The organism is Rhodanobacter sp. FW106-PBR-R2A-1-15, assembly GCF_058789735.1.
In genome coordinates this window covers 1-17,506 of sequence record NZ_JBYTEM010000023.1, presented here as the reverse complement: position 1 = coordinate 17,506, position 17,506 = coordinate 1, and the positions used below count along the sequence as shown (strand labels likewise).

Here is a 17,506-nt window from a genome sequence, read left to right as displayed (position 1 = left end):
CGCCGAGGTCATCCAGCTGGAGCGGTTCTCCGGTCAATGCCGCTGGATCGTCGGTGGAATCGACACGGCCCCGCCACCCCTCCATCACGTGGAAGGCTCGGCAAGGACGTGGCCGAACACCGTCGCGAAGGCATCGGCGGCGATCAGGTCGTCGGCGTGGGCGATGTCTGCGGCGAAATAGCGGTCCCTGGCGTAGCGCGGCACGACCCGGCGCACGATGGCATGCGCGGCTTCGAGCGGCTCGGAGGAGCGCAGCGGGCGCCGGAAGTCGAGGCCCTGGCAGGCGGCCAGCAATTCGATCGCCACGATGCGCCGGACGTTGACCGCCACGTCGATGGCCTTGCGTGCGGCGAACGTGGCCATGCTGACGTGATCCTCCTGATTGGCCGAGGTGGGGATCGAATCGGTGCTGGCCGGGTGCACGAGCGTCTTGTTCTCGCTGGCCAGGGACGCGGCAGTGACGTGGGCGATCATGAAACCGGAGTTGATGCCCGGTTCGTCGACGAGAAACGCGGGCAGGCCGGACAGCGTGGCGTCGATCAGCAGCGCGATCCGGCGCTCGGCCAGCGCACCGACTTCGGCGATCGCGATGGTGATCTGGTCGGCCGCGAACGCGACCGGTTCGGCGTGGAAGTTGCCGCCGGACAGCACTTCGCCGTCGTCCGGAAAGACCAGCGGGTTGTCGGAAACCGCATTGGCTTCGATCTGCAGCGTGGTGGCCGCCTGGTTCAGCAGATCCAGGCATGCCCCCATGACCTGGGGCTGGCAACGCAGGCTGTAGGGGTCCTGGACGCGCGCGTCGTCGTGGCGGTGCGACTCGCGAATCGCGCTGCCCGCCAGCAACTGCCGGTAGAACCCGGCGGCGCGTATCTGGCCGGGCTGGCCGCGCACGGCATGGATGCGTGGGTCGAAGGGGGTATCCGAGCCAGCGGCCGCATCGACCGAAAGCGAACCGGCGACGACGGCGGCGGAAAACGCCCGCTCGGCGGCAAACAACGCCATCAGTGCGATGCCGGTCGAGGCCTGGGTGCCGTTGAGCAGGGCCAGGCCTTCCTTGGCGGCCAGACGTATCGGCACGATGCCGGCATGCGCCAGGGCATCCGCGGCGGGTATCCGCACGCCGTTCACGCGCACGTCGCCCTCGCCCATCGCGGCCAGGGTCAGGTGAGCCAGAGGGGCCAGGTCGCCCGAGGCGCCGACGGAGCCCTGCGCAGGGATGCAGGCGTAGATCTGCGCGTTGTGCAAGGCAACGAGCGTCTGCACCACCTCCCAGCGCACGCCCGAATAGCCGCGGGCCAGGGAGGCAATCTTGAGCACCAGGATCAATTGGACGGTGGCGTCTTCGAGCAGGCAGCCCACCCCTGCGGCGTGGGAGCGGACGAGATTGGCCTGCAACTGTTCGAGCTGGTCGTCGACGATCCGGACGTGGGCCAGCTTGCCGAAGCCGGTATTGATGCCGTACACGGGCGCACCTGCGGCGACCACGGTTTGCACGGCGGTGGCGGCGGCGCGCACCGGCGCCTCGCATTCCGGCGCCAGTTCGATCGGCGCATGCGAAGCGGCAAGGCCGCGCAGCTGGGCCAGCGTCAACCGGCTGGGAGTAAGCATTAGCATGGGATGGTCATCCGGTTATGGCGGGCAGGTTCAGGCCGTGTTCGCGCGCACACTGCAACGCCGTTGCATAGCCGGCGTCGGCATGGCGCATGACGCCGGTCGCCGGGTCGTTCCACAGCACGCGTTCGAGGCGCCTGGCTGCCGCGTCCGTGCCATCGCAGACGATCACGACGCCCGAGTGCTGCGAGAAGCCCATGCCGACGCCGCCGCCGTGGTGGAGGCTGACCCAGGTGGCGCCGCCGGATGCGGCCAGCAATGCGTTGAGCAGCGGCCAATCGGAAACGGCGTCGGATCCGTCGCGCATGGCCTCGGTTTCGCGATTGGGGCTGGCGACCGAACCGCAGTCGAGGTGGTCGCGGCCGATGACGATGGGCGCGGTCAGCTCTCCGGTGCGCACCATCTCGTTGAAGGCCACGGCCGTGCGATGGCGCTGACCCAGGCCGAGCCAGCAGATGCGCGCCGGCAAGCCCTGGAAAGCGATGCGCTCCCGGGCCTGGTCCAGCCAGTCGTGCAGGCGTGCGTCTTCCGGAAAGAGTTCCTTGATCTTCGCATCGGTGCGATAGATGTCTTCCGGATCGCCGGACAGCGCGACCCAGCGGAACGGCCCCTTGCCCTGGCAGAACAGCGGACGGATGCAGGCCGGCACGAAACCGGGGAAGGCAAACGCGTCCTGCACGCCCTGGTCGAAGGCGACCTGGCGGATGTTGTTGCCATAGTCGATCGTCGGTACTCCCATGCGGTGGAAGGCCAGCATCGCGTTGACGTGCGTTGCGCAACTGGCGGCAGCGGCCTGGGTCAGCGCGTCCTGCTGCGACGGGGCGCCGCGGCGGGCCGCCTCCCATTGCGCAAGCGTCCAGCCGGCCGGCAGGTAACCGTTGATCAGGTCGTGCGCCGAGGTCTGGTCGGTCACGGCGCCGGGGCGCGCCGCGCCGGTGCGCGCAAGTTCGGCGAAGCGGGGCATGAGATCGGCGGCGTTGCCGAGCAGACCGACCGAGACAGGCGTGGCCGCATTCCCGACGATCGTCAGGGCTTCCTCGATGCTGTGCGCCTTGCGGTCGAGGTAGCGTGTGCGCAGGCGGAAGTCGATGCGCGACTCCTGGCATTCGATGACGATGCAGCTGGCGCCGGCCAGCACGGCGGCGAGCGGTTGTGCGCCTCCCATGCCGCCCAGGCCGGCCGTAAGTATCCACTTGCCCGACCAGTCGCCGGCGTAGTGTTGGCGCCCAAGCTCGACGAAGGTTTCGTAGGTGCCCTGCACGATGCCTTGCGAGCCGATGTAGATCCAGGAACCGGCCGTCATCTGGCCGTACATCATCAATCCTTTGCGATCGAGCTCGTTGAAGTGATCCCAGGTAGCCCAGTGCGGTACCAGGTTCGAGTTGGCGAGGAGCACCCGCGGAGCATCGGCGTGGGTGCGAAAGACGCCCACCGGCTTGCCGGATTGCACCAGCAGCGTCTGGTCGTCCTCCAGCGTGCGCAGCGATTCGAGAATGAGGTCGAAGCAGCGCCAGTCTCTGGCGGCGCGGCCGATCCCGCCGTAAACCACGAGATCTTCCGGCCGCTCGGCCACATCCGGATCGAGATTGTTCTGCAGCATCCGGTAGGCGGCTTCAGCCAGCCAGTTCTTGCAGGTCAGTGCGGTACCGCGCGGCGCCCGCACCGTGCGCGGGCCCGCCTTGGGCATGGCAAGCGTATCCATGGGTGTTTCCATCAGGGAGTTTTGAAATCGCCGACATTGAAATCGCCGACGAAGCGGAACTTGCCGGCGGGATAGCTGAGGCGGACGTAGCTGGCGATCTGGTCGCGCGACCAGGTGCGGCGTGTCAGCGTCAGCAATGGGCTTCCCGGCTCGACATCGAGCAGGCGTGCCAGCCGTTTGCTTGCGGCCTCGGCCTCGATGACATGCTCGATTCGCTGCAAGGGCGCCGTGCGCATCAGGTACTGATGCGGAATTTCCTTGTAGAAATCGATCTCCAGATAGTCCGGCGCGCAGACCGGATTCACGAAGCGGTCTTCCAGCTGCAGTGGTTCGCCGTCGGCCCGGTGCAGCAGGCGCGAATGGTAGAGCTTGGTTCCGGCAGGCAGGGCGAACTGGCGCGCCGTGACGGGGCGCGCGGAAACAAGTTCGCGGGTCAATATCTCCACGGTATGCGCCTGCCCGCGGGAGACGATTTCATTCCGGATGCTGCGCACTTCGAACATCGCCGACTCGGCCTTGCGCTCCGCAACGAACGTTCCCGCACCCTGCGTGCGGGTGAGCATGCCGGCATCGGTCAGCTCGCGCATGGCGCGGTTGACGGTCATGCGGGAGATGCCAAAGCGGGAGGCCAGCTCGTTTTCGCTGGGTACCTTGCTCAATGGCGGCCAGTCGCCGTTGGTGATGTGGCGGAGGATATGGCGCTTGAGTTTGAGGTACTGCGGCTGGCGTCCGTTCATCGCCAGAGCATTGCATGTCTATACAACTTGTGGAAGACGTCGTCGCGCACCGGGTACCGCGCTGCGGTGCATGATTGACAGCCCGATTTTGGACGTGGTACTAGATGGTATAGACAACTTTACGAGTCGGCAGCGCCACGCCATGCCCACCTGCGTCCTACTGTTGCGGTGCCTTCTGGTTGCGGCTTTCTGCCTCGATGCCAGTGTGGCGCAGTGGCGCTCGGCCGAGATGGCCGGGGTGCAGGCCCAGCGCGGCCAGGCCGGTATCCGTTCGATCGCGTATGGTTGTGACGACAATGCCGACTCGGTGCACGAACGCAAGGGGGATGCGGATTGTGACTGTACCCCGGGGTGCGCCTGCATGTGCGTATCGCCGGCCGCATCCGTCGACCAGGCGGTAGTGTTTGCCGCCCAGCATGTTCTCGATACGCATCCCTCCGTGATGGCGGTCATGCACACGGTTCGCACCGCCATCTCCTCCGTCTTCCGACCTCCCATCGGTTGATCTCGTCGGCCCGCCCTCTGTGGCGGCATGTTTTGCCTTGAGCAATTTTCTGCCGCGCAGTCGCGCTGGCAGCGTCGCAGGCATTCACCGATCAGATCATCCCAGACCGAGTTGGGGGGAGTTTTCCATGTTCTACGAGCGCAATCACCTTGCGCTGGCTATCGGCGCGCTGTTGTCCGCCGGTTTTGCCAGCACCACCTTTGCCCAGTCCACCGCCGCGCCGCCGGCCACCAACCTTGAGGCGGTCGCAGTGACTGGCAGCCACATCAAGGGAGCCGAGATCTCCGGCGTCGGCCCGGTAACCGTCATCGATGCCGACGAGATCGCGCGTTCCGGCGTGGTGTCGGTGGAAAATCTGCTCCAGCGGCTGCCGGCCTCGGCCGGTTTTGCCGGCAACCAGACCAATGCCTATTGGGCCGACAATGGCTACGGCACCGCGCAGGTGAACCTGCGTGGCCTCGGCATCAACCGGACGCTCGTTCTGCTCAACGGCCGGCGTATCGTCAACGGAGGCACCGGAGCCAACAGCTCCGCTGACCTGAACGTCATTCCCGTGGCGCTGATCGACCGCATCGAGGTGCTGAAGGATGGTGCGTCGGCGATCTACGGTGCCGATGCGGTGGCCGGCGTGGTCAACATCATCACCAAGAAGAAGTTCAACGGCGTCGAGGCCTCGGTTCGCTACGGCCGGACCTTCCAGCAGGACGGCGACGAGAAGGCGGTCGATCTGGCCTGGGGGATGAGCTCTGACCGGGGCTCGTTGATGGCGGCGATCAACTACGCCGAAACCGGAGAGGTCAACATGGCGGATCGCGCGCCGTGCTCGTTCGGCGAAGTCGGCGGAAAGCTCGTGTGCGTCGGCAGCTCCTCGACGATCGGCGGCCGGGCCGTTCTGGCCGATGGCCGGAGAGTCAATTTCAATCAGGACCCCAACGGCCCGGCGAATGGCTATCACACCTACTCACCGGCGCGCGACAACTACAATTCCAATCCGTATCTCAATGCGGTCAATCCGATCAAGCGTTTGAGCCTCAGTTCGTTCGGCAATTTGGCGTTGACGGAGGAGGTTCGTGTCTTTACCGAATTGATGTACACGAACCGGCGTTCGGACCAGCTCGCCACGCCAGGCGCGATAGGCATATACCGCCCGATCCGTATCGCGGCTGATCACCCGACCAACCCGACGGGTCAGAGCCTCTTGCTGCAGCGCAGAAGGTTGCAGGAAGCGGGTCCCCGCAACTTCTATCAGGAAGTCGACAGTTTCCGCGCGGTAGTGGGGCTGGAGGGCCGGATCGGTACCCGCTGGGATTGGTCGGCGGCGGTGAACTGGGGGCGCAGCACCGGCATCGATGGTTCCACCAACATCGCCAATCTGGATCGCGTCGACCAGACGTTGAACACGAGCATCTGCAGCAATGCGGCAGGTGCAGCCATTCCCTGCGGCAACTACCTCGGTTACGGCAACCTGACTCCCAGGGTGCTCGACTACATCCTTTTCAAGAGCCGCGACAACGGCGGCAACGACCAGAAGAGTTTCACGGCGAACCTCAGCGGTGAGCTGTTCGAACTGCCGGCCGGCGTCGTCGGCGTGGCAACCGGCGTGGAGATTCGCAAGGAACGCGGCTGGCGCGACCCGGACCAGCTCACGGTGCTGGGCATCGCCAACACCAACAAGCAGGATCCGATAGCGGGCGAATACACGGCCAAGGAAGCCTTCGCCGAAGTCGCAGTTCCCCTGTTGCAGGACAAGTTCCTCGCGCAGTCGCTGAACCTCAGCGCGGCAGCGCGGTATTCCAGCTACGACCTGTTCGGCAACGACAGCAACTACAAGGTCGGCCTGGACTGGCAGATGGTGCCGTCGCTCAAGCTGCGCGCGAACTACGCCACCGCTTTCCGCATTCCCAATGTGCCCGAGCTCTTCGGCGGAGTGTCGGAGGGCAATCTGACCACGACCGATCCCTGCAACGGCTGGAGCAAGCTGCCGGCGTCGTCGGTGGTTGCGCAGAACTGCCGCGCTTCCGGCGTGCCGGCCGGCTATACCCAGCTGGGGAACACGGTACTGACGACCGTTGGCGGCAACCCGAAACTGCAGCCCGAGGCCGCAAAGACGATGACGGCGGGAGTGGTGTGGACGCCAAACTTCGTGAACGACCTGACGGTCACGCTGGACTACTACAAGATCAAGATCGACAACGCGATCCAGCGTATCGCCGGTTCGACCAAGCTTGCGGTGTGCTACAACACGCCCGGTTTTTCGCATCCGTTCTGCTCAGCGTCGAACTTCACCCGCAATCGGCAGACTGGCGAGATTGGTTTCCTTTCGGCCCAGCCGGTCAATGCCGCGAGTGAAAGGCTCTCGGGCGTCGACCTGGGGGCGGTCTACCAGTTCGATCTGGCCGGCTGGAAGGCGTCCCTCAGCGCGGACGTCTCGTACCTGAAGAACTACGACGTGAAACCGTTCCTGGGTGCGGACGACATCCACTATGCGGGGAAGATCACCGGCGGTCGCGGCAGCTACGCGCACTGGCGTTCGTTCACTTCGCTGACGATGGTGCGCGGGCCGTGGTCTGGCTCCTACAGCGTGCAGTACATCGGCGCCGCCGACGACATCAACGCCTCGCGCGGCGATATCGGCGACCACGCACCGGGCTTGACCTATCACAACGTGCAGCTGAAGTACGTGGTGAACACGTTCCTCGACGTTGCTTTCGGCGTCGACAATCTCTGGGACAAGCAGGCGCCATTCATCCAGAGCTATACCGACGCGAACACCGACACCATGACCTACGACCTGCTCGGTCGGCGCTGGAACGCGAAGCTCACCTACCGCTGGTGACTTCGTCGGAAGCTGCCGGCGCGATGGCGCCGGCAGCTATCCGGTCATGCGCCCCCGGGTTGTCCGTCAGCAGGATATTTTCGATGAAACTCGCATTTTGGGCGCGGCGCGCCCATCGCTGGATCGCCCTGATCGTGGGCGTGCAGGCACTCCTCTGGACGCTGAGCGGTCTTTACATGACCGCCATCTCGATCGACCTCATCCATGGCGACCACCTGGCGCACGTCGCGGCCGAGCCGCTTCGCGAGCCGGCCGTGCAGGTCGACGCCGGCACGTTGAGCGAGCGTTATCCGCACTCGACGGGTTTCAAGCTCAAGCAGTTGATGGGGCAGGCGGTATACGAGCTGCGCCAGGGCGGGAAAACCGTCCTGGTCGATGCCTCGACCGGCGCCGAGTTGCCCGCGCTGGGCGAGCAGCAGGTGCGACAGTTGGCCTCGTCGCTCTACCGCGGCGATGGCGCCATTCAATCCGTGCATCTGCTGGAGAAGGTGCCGAGCGAGGTGGCCAAGCGGCCGGTACCCATGTGGCAAGCCAATTTCTCGGATCGCGGCCACACGACGCTGTACCTGTCCGCGACGACGGGCGAATTGCTGGCGCGGCGGCACGACTTCTGGCGCCTGTACGATTTTCTCTGGATGTTCCACATCATGGACTACGAGACGCGTTCGAACGTGAACAACGGTCTGATGCGGGTAGCGGCTTCCATCGGACTGCTTTTTGCGCTCAGCGGGATCTGGCTGCTGGTGCACAGTTTCCGCAAGAGGAAGGCGACGACATGAAGCCGTGGATCCGCAAACTGCATAAATGGATCGGCCTGATCGTCGCGGCGCAATTCGTGGTCTGGACGGGAAGCGGCCTGATCATGAGCCTGCTCGATCATGACGCCGTCGAAGGCCGGACCCATCGCGCCCAGGCGCGTGAAATACCGGATTGGCCCACCGGCATGCTTGCACCGCAACGCGTGTTGGCGGATGCAGGGCGTTCGGTACAGACGCTGGAAACCATGTGGCTGGCGGATCGCCCGGTCTACCGGCTTGCCGAAAAGGCCGAGGCGTGGCTGGTGGACGCGCACACCGGGCACAGCGTGACCGTGGATGCCACGATCGCGGCGATCATCGCCGCCCGCGACTATGTCGGCGACGGTCGACCGGAGGCACCGGAGTTCCTGCCGAAGGCCAATTTCGAGACCCGCGGTTACCAGGGCCCGGTCTGGCGCGTGGCGTTCGGCGACAGCGCCGATACGACGATCTACCTGTCGGCCCGCGATGGCCATATCCTCGAGCGCCGCAACGCGACCTGGCGGCTGTTCGATACGGTCATGATGCTGCACTTCATGGATTACACGGGGCAGCAGAACTTCAACAATCCATTGGTGGTCCTGGCGGCTTCGGGGGGACTATGGATGGCGCTGTCGGGACTGTGGCTGCTCGTTGCAAGTTTCCGCCTGAGTGAATTCGTCCCGCTTCGCTGGCGCCGGAAACGGAGCCTGGCGGTCTACGCGCCGGACGGGACGAAGCTCTGCCTGGTGGATTCGCGCGAAGGCGACAGCGTGTTTCTGGCGCTGGGGCGAAGCGGCCTGCACCTGCCGTCCAATTGCGGTGGCGGGCAGAGCTGCGGGTTGTGCGCGGTCCGTTTGCGTGGCAACGCGCCACCCTCGACGAGTTCCGATCGCGAGCATCTCAGCGCCAGCAGCCTGAAGCTGGGTTATCGATTGGCCTGCAACGTTCCGGTGCACGCCGATCTCGAGCTGGAGGTGCCCGGTGGTGCCGAGCTGTGGAACGAGCAGACGGCGATCGTCGAGAGCATCACCGCGGTGACTCCGTTCCTGCGCGAGATAAGGCTCTTGCCGTCGTCGCCCATCAGGCGGGGGTTTCAGCCGGGTTCGTATCTCCAGGTTCACGTTCCCGACTACGCGCTGCCGCGCCAGCATATTTCACACCCGGAAGAACATCGTGACGAATGGGGCGCGCTGAACCTGCCGCCGGTGCTGGTCAGCAAGGAGCCGGTCCGGCGTTCGTATTCGCTGTCGCTGCCGGTGGAGAAGGCCGGGTGGCATCTCACCTTGCTGGCCCGTTTCAGCGTGGGAAGCCCGGGCAGCAAACACCGGTTCGTGGGCAAGGGTTCGGCCTACCTGTATTCGCTCAAGCCGGGCGACGCGATCCGCTTCAGCGGGCCGTTCGGCGACTTCGCCCTGCGTCCGGGCGATCGCGAAAAGATCTTCATCGGCGGCGGTGCAGGCATGGCTCCATTGCGGGCGATGATCCACTCCCGGCTCGACCAGGGCGGGCAAGAGCGAATCCATTTCTGGTATGGAGCCCGTCATCGCGGGGAGGCGCCCTACATCGACGAGATGGCCGAACTGGCATCGCGTCATTCCAACTTCACCTGGCATCTCGTGTTGTCGGAAACGGCCGGACATGGCGCCATGTCGATCGAAGGTCTGGTACACGAGGCCACCCACCAGGGTTTGCTGCGCGATCATCCTGACTTGCAGTCCTGCGAGTTTTACCTGTGCGGCCCTCCAGGCATGTTGTCGGCCACCATCAAGCTGCTGCGAAGCCTGGGTGTCGATGACGAGCGCATAGCCTTCGACGACTTCAAGATATGACGCATGGCCGGTTCCGTGGAGCGAAGCAGGCACGCCGCCCGTTGGTTGACACCGTCATCGGTTTCCGACCTGAAATCGCACCGGGCACCGATGCCGGCGACGGCAGCGGCGCCCCCGTTGCTGGTGCCGCGGCTGATCGTCGCGGCGGGTGAACGGCATGTGGTGCGTCGCATCGCCGGTTGCCTTCGCGGCTCTTCCTGCGCATAGTGGGCGGGTCATGAGCGTCCTTTGCACTCTTCGCCGCTTGCCCCATCGTCGCCCCGTCATGGTGCGCGCGGTGCTGCTGTTCGCGCTGGCGATGGTGCTGTCGGCCTTGATGCCGAGGTGGATCACGCATAGCCATGACGGCGCGCACACGGCAGTGCACGTGCTCGCCACCGATGCCGCCGCCGATCACCACCATGCCGATGGTGCCGGCGAGCCGGTGGTGCCGCTGCCGGACGGCTCGCACGTCCATGCGCATTACCTGGCCGGCGCAGCGGCAACCCTGCCGCAAGTCGTCGTTGCGCTGTGCGCACCGGTGCAGGCGGACGCCTGCACGCCCTGGCAGGATGCCTCCGCACCCGACGGTTCGCTGACCCGCCTGCATCGGCCTCCCATCGTCTGACGGCAACGTCCCGACGGCCGCATCGCGGCCTGAACTCGTTGACTGTGCATTCGATGGGAGATCGTCGTGTTTTCTTTACGCTGTCTGTGCCTCCTGCTGCTGGCGGGCGGTTTCGGTGCGCCTGCGGTGGCGGGCGAGGCCCTTTCGCTGCCGCAAGCGGTAGCTCGTGCGCTCGCGCACAACCCGGCCATTCGTGCCGGCGACCGGACCGTCGTCGCCGACGAACGGCAGGCGGACCTTGCCGGCCTTGCGCCGCCCTGGGTGGTGGGGGCGGAGGTGGAAAACGTGGCCGGCAGCGGATCGCTGGCCGGCGTCGGGGCAGCGGAAACCACCTTGCGGCTGGGCCGTGTCCTCGAACGGGGCGGCAAGCGCGACGCTCGCGTGGCCGCGGGTGCCATCGACATCGAACGGTCGCGCAATGCGCTGGAACAGGTCCGTCTGGAGCTGGCCACCGAGGCCGCACGGCGCTTCGTCGAAGTGCTCGCCGACCAGACGCGCACCACCCTGGCGGCGCAGGACCTCGCCCTCGCGCACGAGCTGACGGCGACCGTGCGGCGCTGGGTGCAGGCCGGCCGCAGTCCGGAGTCGGACCTCGACCTGATGCAGATCGCCGAGGCGCGCGCCGACATCGAGGTGGAGCACGCGTCCCACGAGCTGGCCAGTGCTAGGGTCTCCCTGGCCGCGCTGTGGCATGCCGCCGAGCCTGATTTCGACGCGGTGGCCGGCAACCTGTTCGAGTTGCCCGCGGTACCGTCGTATGCAGCCCTCATTTCGCGCCTGCCCGACAACCCCGCCTTGCGCGGCCTGGCACTGGACGCGCACGCGGCACGGGCGCGCGAGCGCGTCGCCGCCGCCAGCGCCAAGCCGGACGTTACCTGGCACGTCGGCGTGCGGCGGCTGTCGACGTTCAACGACACGGCGCTGATCGCCGGGGTATCGCTGCCGCTGGGCAGCGCCGGACGCTCCGCGCTCAGCGTGGCCCAGTCGGAGGCCGAGACCGAGGCGGCCGACGCGCGCGCACAGGCACAGCAGATGGACGTGCGCCAGCGGCTGTTCTCCGCGTACCAGGAAATGGTCCACGCGCGTACCGCCTTCGAAGCGCATCGCGACCGCATGATTCCCAAGGCCGAAGCCGCGCTGGCGCTGACCCGCAAGGGTTTCGAGGCGGGGCGCTTCAGCTTCGTCGCGCTGTCGCAGGCCCAGCGCACGCTGCTCGAACTGCGCAACGCGCAGATCGACGCCGCCGTCCGTTACCACATCTTGTTGACCGACATCGAACGGATGACGGTCTCGGCCGGAGTTTCGTCGCCATGAAGTTCATGTCCCTGAAAAGCGCTCCCATCAAGCGCATTGCACTGGTACTGCTGGTTCTCGCCACTGTTGCCCTTGGCGCCTGCGGCGATCGTGCCGCGCATGAACCGGCCGCAGGCGAACACGCTGCCGCCGATGCGTTCGAGCGCGGCCCGCACAACGGCCGCCTGCTGCGCGACGGCTCGTTCGCACTCGAAGTCACCGTCTACGAAGCCGGCGTGCCGCCGGAGTTCCGCCTGTACGGCTATCGCGACGGCAAGCTGCTGCCGCCGGATGCGCTGCAGCCGTTGATCGAGATCAGACGTCTGGACGGCGAAACCACCCGCTTCACGTTCCGGCCCGAGGGCGACGCGCTGGTTGCCGACGGCACGGTGATCGAGCCGCATTCGTTCGACGTCAAGGTCAGTGCCGTCCACGCCGGCAAGACGCATGCGTGGAACTACGCCTCGTACGAAGGACGCGTCACGATCCCGGCGGCGATTGCCGTAGCGTCAGGAGTGAAAACCTCGGTGGCCGGCCCGGCCACGATCCGCGACGTGCTGCCGCTGATGGGGCGCGTGGCGATCGACCGCAGCCGCCAGGCGATGGTGCGTGCCCGTTTTCCGGGCATCGTGCGCAGCGTGCCGGTGAACCTGGGCGATCGCGTGCGCCGCGGGCAGACGCTGGCCACGGTGGAAGGCAACGACAGCATGCGCAGCTACGTGGTAACCGCACCGCTGGACGGCGTGGTGCTGGCGCGCAACACGAATGTCGGCGACGTCGCCGACGAGGCGCCGCTGTTCGAGATCGCAGACCTGTCCTCGGTCTGGATCGAACTGCATGCGGTCGGACGCGACGCCGACCGGCTGCGGCCGGGGCAGGCGGTGAGGGTGCGCCCGGCCAGCGGCGGCGAGGCGTTGGCGACCCGTATCGACGCCCTGGTACCGGTCACCCACATGGGTACGAGCGTGGTGGTCCGCGCACGCATCCCCAACCCGGACGGCGCCTGGCGTCCGGGTATGGCGGTGGTCGGGGATGTCACCGTCGCCCAGCGTGAAGTGCCGTTGGCGGTGAAGGTTTCGGGCCTGCAGCGCTTTCGCGACTTCACCGTGGTGTTCGCCCGGGTCGGCGACACCTATGAGGTGCGCATGCTGGAGCTGGGTGCGCGCGATGCCGGGGCGGTCGAGGTGCTCGGCGGCCTCAAGCCCGGCACGGCCTACGTGAGCGAGCAGAGTTTCCTCATCCGCGCGGACATCGAAAAGTCCGGCGCCAGCCACGACCACTGAGGACGCCGGCATGCTTGAACGACTTGTACGCGCCGCGATCGCGCATCGCCTGCTGGTGCTCATCCTGGCGCTGGGGCTGGGTGCACTTGGCGCCTGGAACTATTCGAAGCTGCCGATCGACGCAGTGCCCGACATCACCAACGTGCAGGTGCAGATCAACACCGAGGCGCCCGGCTATTCGCCGCTGGAAGCGGAACGGCGCCTGAGCTACCCGATCGAGACGGCGCTGGCGGGGCTGCCGCATCTGCAGCAGACGCGCTCGATCGCCCGTTACGGCCTGTCGCAGATCACCGCAGTGTTCGAGGACGGCACCGACGTGTACTTCGCGCGGCAGCAGGTGGCCGAACGGCTGAAGGAGGTCGGCACGCAACTGCCGCCGGGCGTGCAGCCGACGCTGGGGCCGGTGGCCACCGGCCTGGGCGAGATCTTCATGTACATGGTCGAGGCTGCTCCCGCTGCGCGGCGTGCCGACGGCCAGCCGTGGACGCCGACCGACCTGCGCTCACTGCAGGACTGGGTGATCCGGCCGCAGCTGCGCAACCTTGCCGGGGTGACCGAGGTGAACACGATTGGCGGCTTCGTGCGCCAGTTCCACGTCACCCCCGATCCGGCCCGGCTGGCTGCCTACGGGCTGAGCCTGGTCGACGTGCAACAGGCGCTGGAACGCAACAACGCGAATGTCGGTGCCGGTTATATCGAGCGGTTCGGCGAGCAGTACCTGATCCGTGTGCCTGGGCAGATCGCCGACCTCGATGGCCTGCGCGAGGTCGTGATCAAGCAGAAGGACGGCGTGGCACTGCGCGTGCGCGACGTGGCCGAAGTCGCCGAGGGCGAGGAACTGCGCACCGGTGCGGCGACCGAGAACGGTCACGAGGCCGTGCTGGGCACCGTGTTCATGCTGATCGGCGAGAACAGCCGCATCGTGGCCCAGCGGGTCGCGACCGAGCTGAAGACGATCAACGCGAGCCTGCCCGACGGGGTCAGTGCACGCACGGTGTACGACCGCACGTTGCTGGTCGACCGGGCCATCGCTACGGTGCAGAAGAACCTGGTCGAAGGCGCGTTGCTGGTGATCGCGGTGCTGTTCCTGCTGCTGGGCAACCTGCGCGCGGCGCTGATCACCGCTGCGGTCATTCCGCTGACCATGCTGATGACGATCAGCGGCATGGTCGGCAACGGCATTTCCGGCAACCTGATGAGCCTGGGCGCGCTCGACTTCGGCCTGATCGTCGATGGCGCAGTGATCATCGTGGAGAACTGCCTGCGCCGCTTCGGCGAGGCGCAGCACCGCCTGGGCCGCATGCTGCGCCGGGAAGAGCGTTTCGCGCTGGCGGCGAGCGCCACGGCCGAGGTGATCAAGCCGAGCCTGTTCGGCCTGTTCATCATTGCCGCCGTGTACCTGCCGATCTTCAGTCTCTCGGGGGTCGAGGGAAAGATGTTCCATCCGATGGCGTTCACCGTGGTGATCGCGATCACCGCGGCGATGGCGCTGTCGCTGACCTTCGTGCCGGCGGCGGTGGCGATGTTCGTGACCGGCCGCGTGGCCGAGCGGGAGAACCGGGTGATGCTCGCGGTTCGCCGCGTCTACGCGCCGCTGCTGCAGCGGGTGATGGCGTGGCGAATCGCGGTGGTCGCCGCGGCGACCGTGCTGGTCGTCGCCGCCGGGCTGCTGGCCGGTCGGCTCGGCGCCGAATTCATCCCCGACCTGGACGAAGGCGACATCGCCGTGCATGCGCTGCGCATCCCGGGCACCGGGCTGAACCAGGCGATCGGCATGCAGGTGCAACTGGAAGCGCGCATCAAGCAGTTCCCGGAGGTCAACCACGTGTTCGCCAAGCTGGGCACCGCCGATGTGGCGACCGACCCGATGCCGCCGTCCGTCGCCGATACCTACATCATCATGAAGGAACGCAAGGACTGGCCCGATCCGCGCAAGCCCAAGACCGAACTGGTCCGCGAGATGGACGCGGCCGTGCGCGCCATCCCGGGCAACAACTACGAGTTCACGCAGCCGGTGCAGATGCGCATGAACGAGCTGATCGCCGGCGTGCGCGCGGAGGTGGCGGTCAAGGTCTTCGGCGACGACCTCGACACGCTGGTGGCGTTGGGCGAACGGGTGGAGCAGGTTGCCGCCGGCGTCGCCGGTGCCGCCGACGTCAAGCAGGAGCAATCCACCGGCCTGCCGCTGCTGACGATCCAGCCCGACCGCGCCGCGCTGGCCCGCTATGGGCTGTCCGTCGCCGACCTGCAGGACACGGTGTCCATCGCGATGGGCGGCGGCCCCGCCGGCCAGGTGTTCGAGGGCGATCGGCGCATCGACATCGTGGTGCGCCTGCCGGAGGCGCAGCGCAGCCGGCTGGAGGCGCTGGGTAGCTTGCCGATACCGCTGCCGGCGCGCGCTGATCCGTCCGCCCCCATCACGGTACCGCTGGGCGAGGTGGCGCGCATCGAACTGTCCACCGGGCCGAACCAGATCAGCCGCGAAAGCGGCAAGCGCCGGGTGGTGGTCACCGCCAACGTGCGCGACCGCGACCTGGGCTCGTTCGTGGCGGAGTTGCGCAGCGCCGTGGCCGCCGGGGTCACCCTGCCGGAGGGCTACTGGATCGACTACGGCGGCACCTTCGAGCAGTTGATCTCGGCCAGCCAGCGCCTGCAGGTGGTGGTGCCGGTCGTGCTGCTGCTGATCTTCGGCTTGCTGTTCATGGCGTTCGGTTCGGCGCGGGATGCCGCGGTGATCTTCAGCGGCGTGCCGCTGGCGCTGACCGGCGGCGTGCTGGCGCTGTGGCTGCGCGGCATCCCGTTCTCCATTTCCGCCGGCGTGGGCTTCATCGCGCTGTCGGGCGTGGCGGTGCTAAACGGCGTGGTGCTGGTGTCGTTCATCCGCCGCCTGCTCGACGAAGGCCATGACCTGGACGGTGCCATTGTCGAAGGCGCGCTGACCCGCCTGCGGCCGGTGCTGATGACCGCGCTGGTGGCATCGCTGGGTTTCGTGCCGATGGCGCTGAACGTGGGCACCGGCGCCGAAGTGCAACGTCCGCTGGCCACGGTGGTGATCGGCGGCATCCTGTCCTCGACGCTGCTGACCCTGCTGGTGCTGCCGGCGTTGTACCGCTGGGTGCACGGTGCCAGCGAGGCACGCCGACCGGTGCCCGCCGGCTGAGACGCCATCGGCCACTGCCGAAGTGGTCGATGGCCCGGGCACCTGTCAGCGGGTGCCGATGGATCAGTCGACCAGGGAGTGGCTTTCGGTCGTGCCGAGCAGTTCGGGCTGCCTGGTGCTGCGCGCGCGCCGGTTCATCAGCGGGTGCATGAACACTGCGGCCAGGATCACCGCCACGCCGGCATAGAACCAGCCGTCCAGCTCACGCTGCTCTCCCAGCAGCACGATCGCCAGCACGATCGCGTAGACCGGCTCCAGGTTGGTCACCATCTGTGTGCCGAACGCGCTCATGTGGCGCAGCGCCACCAACGCCAGCGTGAACGGCAGCAAGGTGCAGCCGAACGCGAGCACCAGCAGCAGCAGCGCATCGTGCGCGCTCGGCAGCATGAATGCCGGGCCGGCGTGCGGAATGAATGGCGCGAGCAGGGTGAGGAACACGGTGCCGGTGCCCAGCTCGATGAAGGTCACCGTGAGCGGGTCGCCGTGCTCGACCAGGCGCTTGTTGAGCGAGCCGAAGAACGCCACGAACAGCGCCGACAGCACACCCACCGCGATCCCTGCACGCATGTCGTGCGGCACGCCGCCCACCACCATCACCACGCCCGGCACCACCGCCACGCCGATCAGCAGCTCGCGCGGATCGAACCGGCGCTTGGCGATCCACGGTTCGATGAAGGCCAGGAACACCGGACCCAGCGCGATGCAGGTGGCGCCGACCGAGGCGTTCGACAGCTTGATCGCCGCGTAGAAGGTGAGCCAGTGCAGCGACACCAGCACGCCGATGCCGGCATACGCCCAGATCAGCCGCGCCGGCATCGCGCGCAAACCACGCCAGACCCGCGGCATCAGCAGCAGCGCCGCCACCACCAGCAGCATGCGCCACCACACCAGCGGCAATGCGGGCAGCGTGATCAGCTTGCCGAGGATTGCGGTGAAGCCCCACAGCAACACGCAGAAATGGATCTGCAGACGGGCCTGGTTGACGGGTTGCATGGGGGCATCGTGCGAGAGTAGGGAGCCGGCATTCTAGCGCCGGGCCTCGCCGCGAATATCGCCAAGGCACACCGGTTGTCACAGCAACGCACCGGTAGGAGCCCGCTGGCGGGCGATGCTTTTGAAGCTGGGATTCGGGATTCGGGATTCGGGATTCGCAAGAGCAAAAGC

At 66.8% G+C, this 17,506-nt stretch carries 12 protein-coding genes; 8 read left to right on the top strand and 4 right to left on the bottom strand.

The genetic code is table 11. The features are described from left to right. Window positions 1-84: 84 nt before the first annotated feature. The 3 genes from hutH to hutC are packed head-to-tail and all read right to left on the bottom strand — an operon-like array spanning window position 85 to window position 4,050. Window positions 85-1,614, bottom strand: coding sequence for a histidine ammonia-lyase (gene hutH, locus AC3WTD_RS12465; protein ID WP_051257545.1), 1,530 nt, complete (start codon window positions 1,612-1,614; stop codon window positions 85-87). 7 nt (window positions 1,615-1,621) lie between these two features. Continuing rightward, window positions 1,622-3,313 (bottom strand): urocanate hydratase, encoded by a 1,692-nt coding sequence (hutU, locus tag AC3WTD_RS12460; RefSeq protein WP_492613971.1) that lies wholly within the window; start codon window positions 3,311-3,313, stop codon window positions 1,622-1,624. Between the two features lie 11 nt (window positions 3,314-3,324). Continuing rightward, complete coding sequence (gene hutC, locus AC3WTD_RS12455) at window positions 3,325-4,050, bottom strand: histidine utilization transcriptional repressor HutC (RefSeq protein WP_027492390.1); 726 nt, start codon at window positions 4,048-4,050, stop codon at window positions 3,325-3,327. A 142-nt stretch (window positions 4,051-4,192) separates the two neighbouring features. On the opposite strand from hutC, the gene AC3WTD_RS12450 reads away from it, so the two are divergent. From AC3WTD_RS12450 to AC3WTD_RS12415, 8 genes are all read left to right on the top strand, one after another. Further along, a complete protein-coding gene (locus AC3WTD_RS12450) occupies window positions 4,193-4,555 on the top strand; it encodes a CopL family metal-binding regulatory protein (RefSeq protein WP_235642616.1) in 363 nt (120 codons plus the stop codon). A 127-nt stretch (window positions 4,556-4,682) separates the two neighbouring features. After that, window positions 4,683-7,391, top strand: a complete 2,709-nt coding sequence (locus AC3WTD_RS12445) for a TonB-dependent receptor (RefSeq protein WP_492613970.1) — start codon at window positions 4,683-4,685, stop codon at window positions 7,389-7,391. A gap of 59 nt (window positions 7,392-7,450) precedes the next feature. After that, a complete protein-coding gene (locus AC3WTD_RS12440) occupies window positions 7,451-8,170 on the top strand; it encodes a PepSY domain-containing protein (RefSeq protein WP_221174191.1) in 720 nt (239 codons plus the stop codon). Beyond that, window positions 8,167-9,999: a 2Fe-2S iron-sulfur cluster-binding protein gene (locus AC3WTD_RS12435; protein WP_235642618.1), complete on the top strand. Its 1,833-nt coding sequence runs from the start codon at window positions 8,167-8,169 to the stop codon at window positions 9,997-9,999. Before AC3WTD_RS12440 ends, AC3WTD_RS12435 begins: the two co-directional genes overlap by 4 nt. 244 nt (window positions 10,000-10,243) lie before the next feature. Next, on the top strand, window positions 10,244-10,606 hold the full coding sequence (locus tag AC3WTD_RS12430) for a hypothetical protein (RefSeq protein WP_492613969.1): 363 nt from the start codon (window positions 10,244-10,246) through the stop codon (window positions 10,604-10,606). A 66-nt stretch (window positions 10,607-10,672) separates the two neighbouring features. Next, a complete protein-coding gene (locus tag AC3WTD_RS12425; protein ID WP_492613968.1) occupies window positions 10,673-11,920 on the top strand; it encodes a TolC family protein in 1,248 nt (415 codons plus the stop codon). Continuing rightward, window positions 11,917-13,182, top strand: coding sequence for an efflux RND transporter periplasmic adaptor subunit (locus AC3WTD_RS12420; RefSeq protein ID WP_492613967.1), 1,266 nt, complete (start codon window positions 11,917-11,919; stop codon window positions 13,180-13,182). Before AC3WTD_RS12425 ends, AC3WTD_RS12420 begins: the two co-directional genes overlap by 4 nt. A 10-nt stretch (window positions 13,183-13,192) precedes the next feature. After that, window positions 13,193-16,342 carry an efflux RND transporter permease subunit gene (locus AC3WTD_RS12415; protein ID WP_492613966.1) on the top strand — a complete coding sequence of 1,050 codons (3,150 nt, stop codon included), beginning with the start codon at window positions 13,193-13,195 and terminating at the stop codon, window positions 16,340-16,342. A 63-nt stretch (window positions 16,343-16,405) separates the two neighbouring features. Here the strand turns inward: AC3WTD_RS12415 and AC3WTD_RS12410 are convergent, their stop codons facing one another. Further along, complete coding sequence (locus AC3WTD_RS12410; RefSeq protein WP_492613965.1) at window positions 16,406-17,335, bottom strand: DMT family transporter; 930 nt, start codon at window positions 17,333-17,335, stop codon at window positions 16,406-16,408. Window positions 17,336-17,506 lie beyond the last annotated feature (171 nt).

Excerpts from the sequence above, each read along its gene's own strand:
- hutH (WP_051257545.1), bottom strand. The coding sequence starts at position 1,614 with ATGCTAATGCTTACTCCCAGCCGGTTGACGCTGGCCCAGCTGCGCGGC.
- AC3WTD_RS12435 (WP_235642618.1), top strand. The coding sequence starts at position 8,167 with ATGAAGCCGTGGATCCGCAAACTGCATAAATGGATCGGCCTGATCGTC.
- AC3WTD_RS12415 (WP_492613966.1), top strand. The coding sequence starts at position 13,193 with ATGCTTGAACGACTTGTACGCGCCGCGATCGCGCATCGCCTGCTGGTG.
- hutC (WP_027492390.1), bottom strand. The coding sequence starts at position 4,050 with ATGAACGGACGCCAGCCGCAGTACCTCAAACTCAAGCGCCATATCCTC.
- AC3WTD_RS12445 (WP_492613970.1), top strand. The coding sequence starts at position 4,683 with ATGTTCTACGAGCGCAATCACCTTGCGCTGGCTATCGGCGCGCTGTTG.
- AC3WTD_RS12410 (WP_492613965.1), bottom strand. The coding sequence starts at position 17,335 with ATGCAACCCGTCAACCAGGCCCGTCTGCAGATCCATTTCTGCGTGTTG.
- AC3WTD_RS12420 (WP_492613967.1), top strand. The coding sequence starts at position 11,917 with ATGAAGTTCATGTCCCTGAAAAGCGCTCCCATCAAGCGCATTGCACTG.
- hutU (WP_492613971.1), bottom strand. The coding sequence starts at position 3,313 with ATGGATACGCTTGCCATGCCCAAGGCGGGCCCGCGCACGGTGCGGGCG.
- AC3WTD_RS12450 (WP_235642616.1), top strand. The coding sequence starts at position 4,193 with ATGCCCACCTGCGTCCTACTGTTGCGGTGCCTTCTGGTTGCGGCTTTC.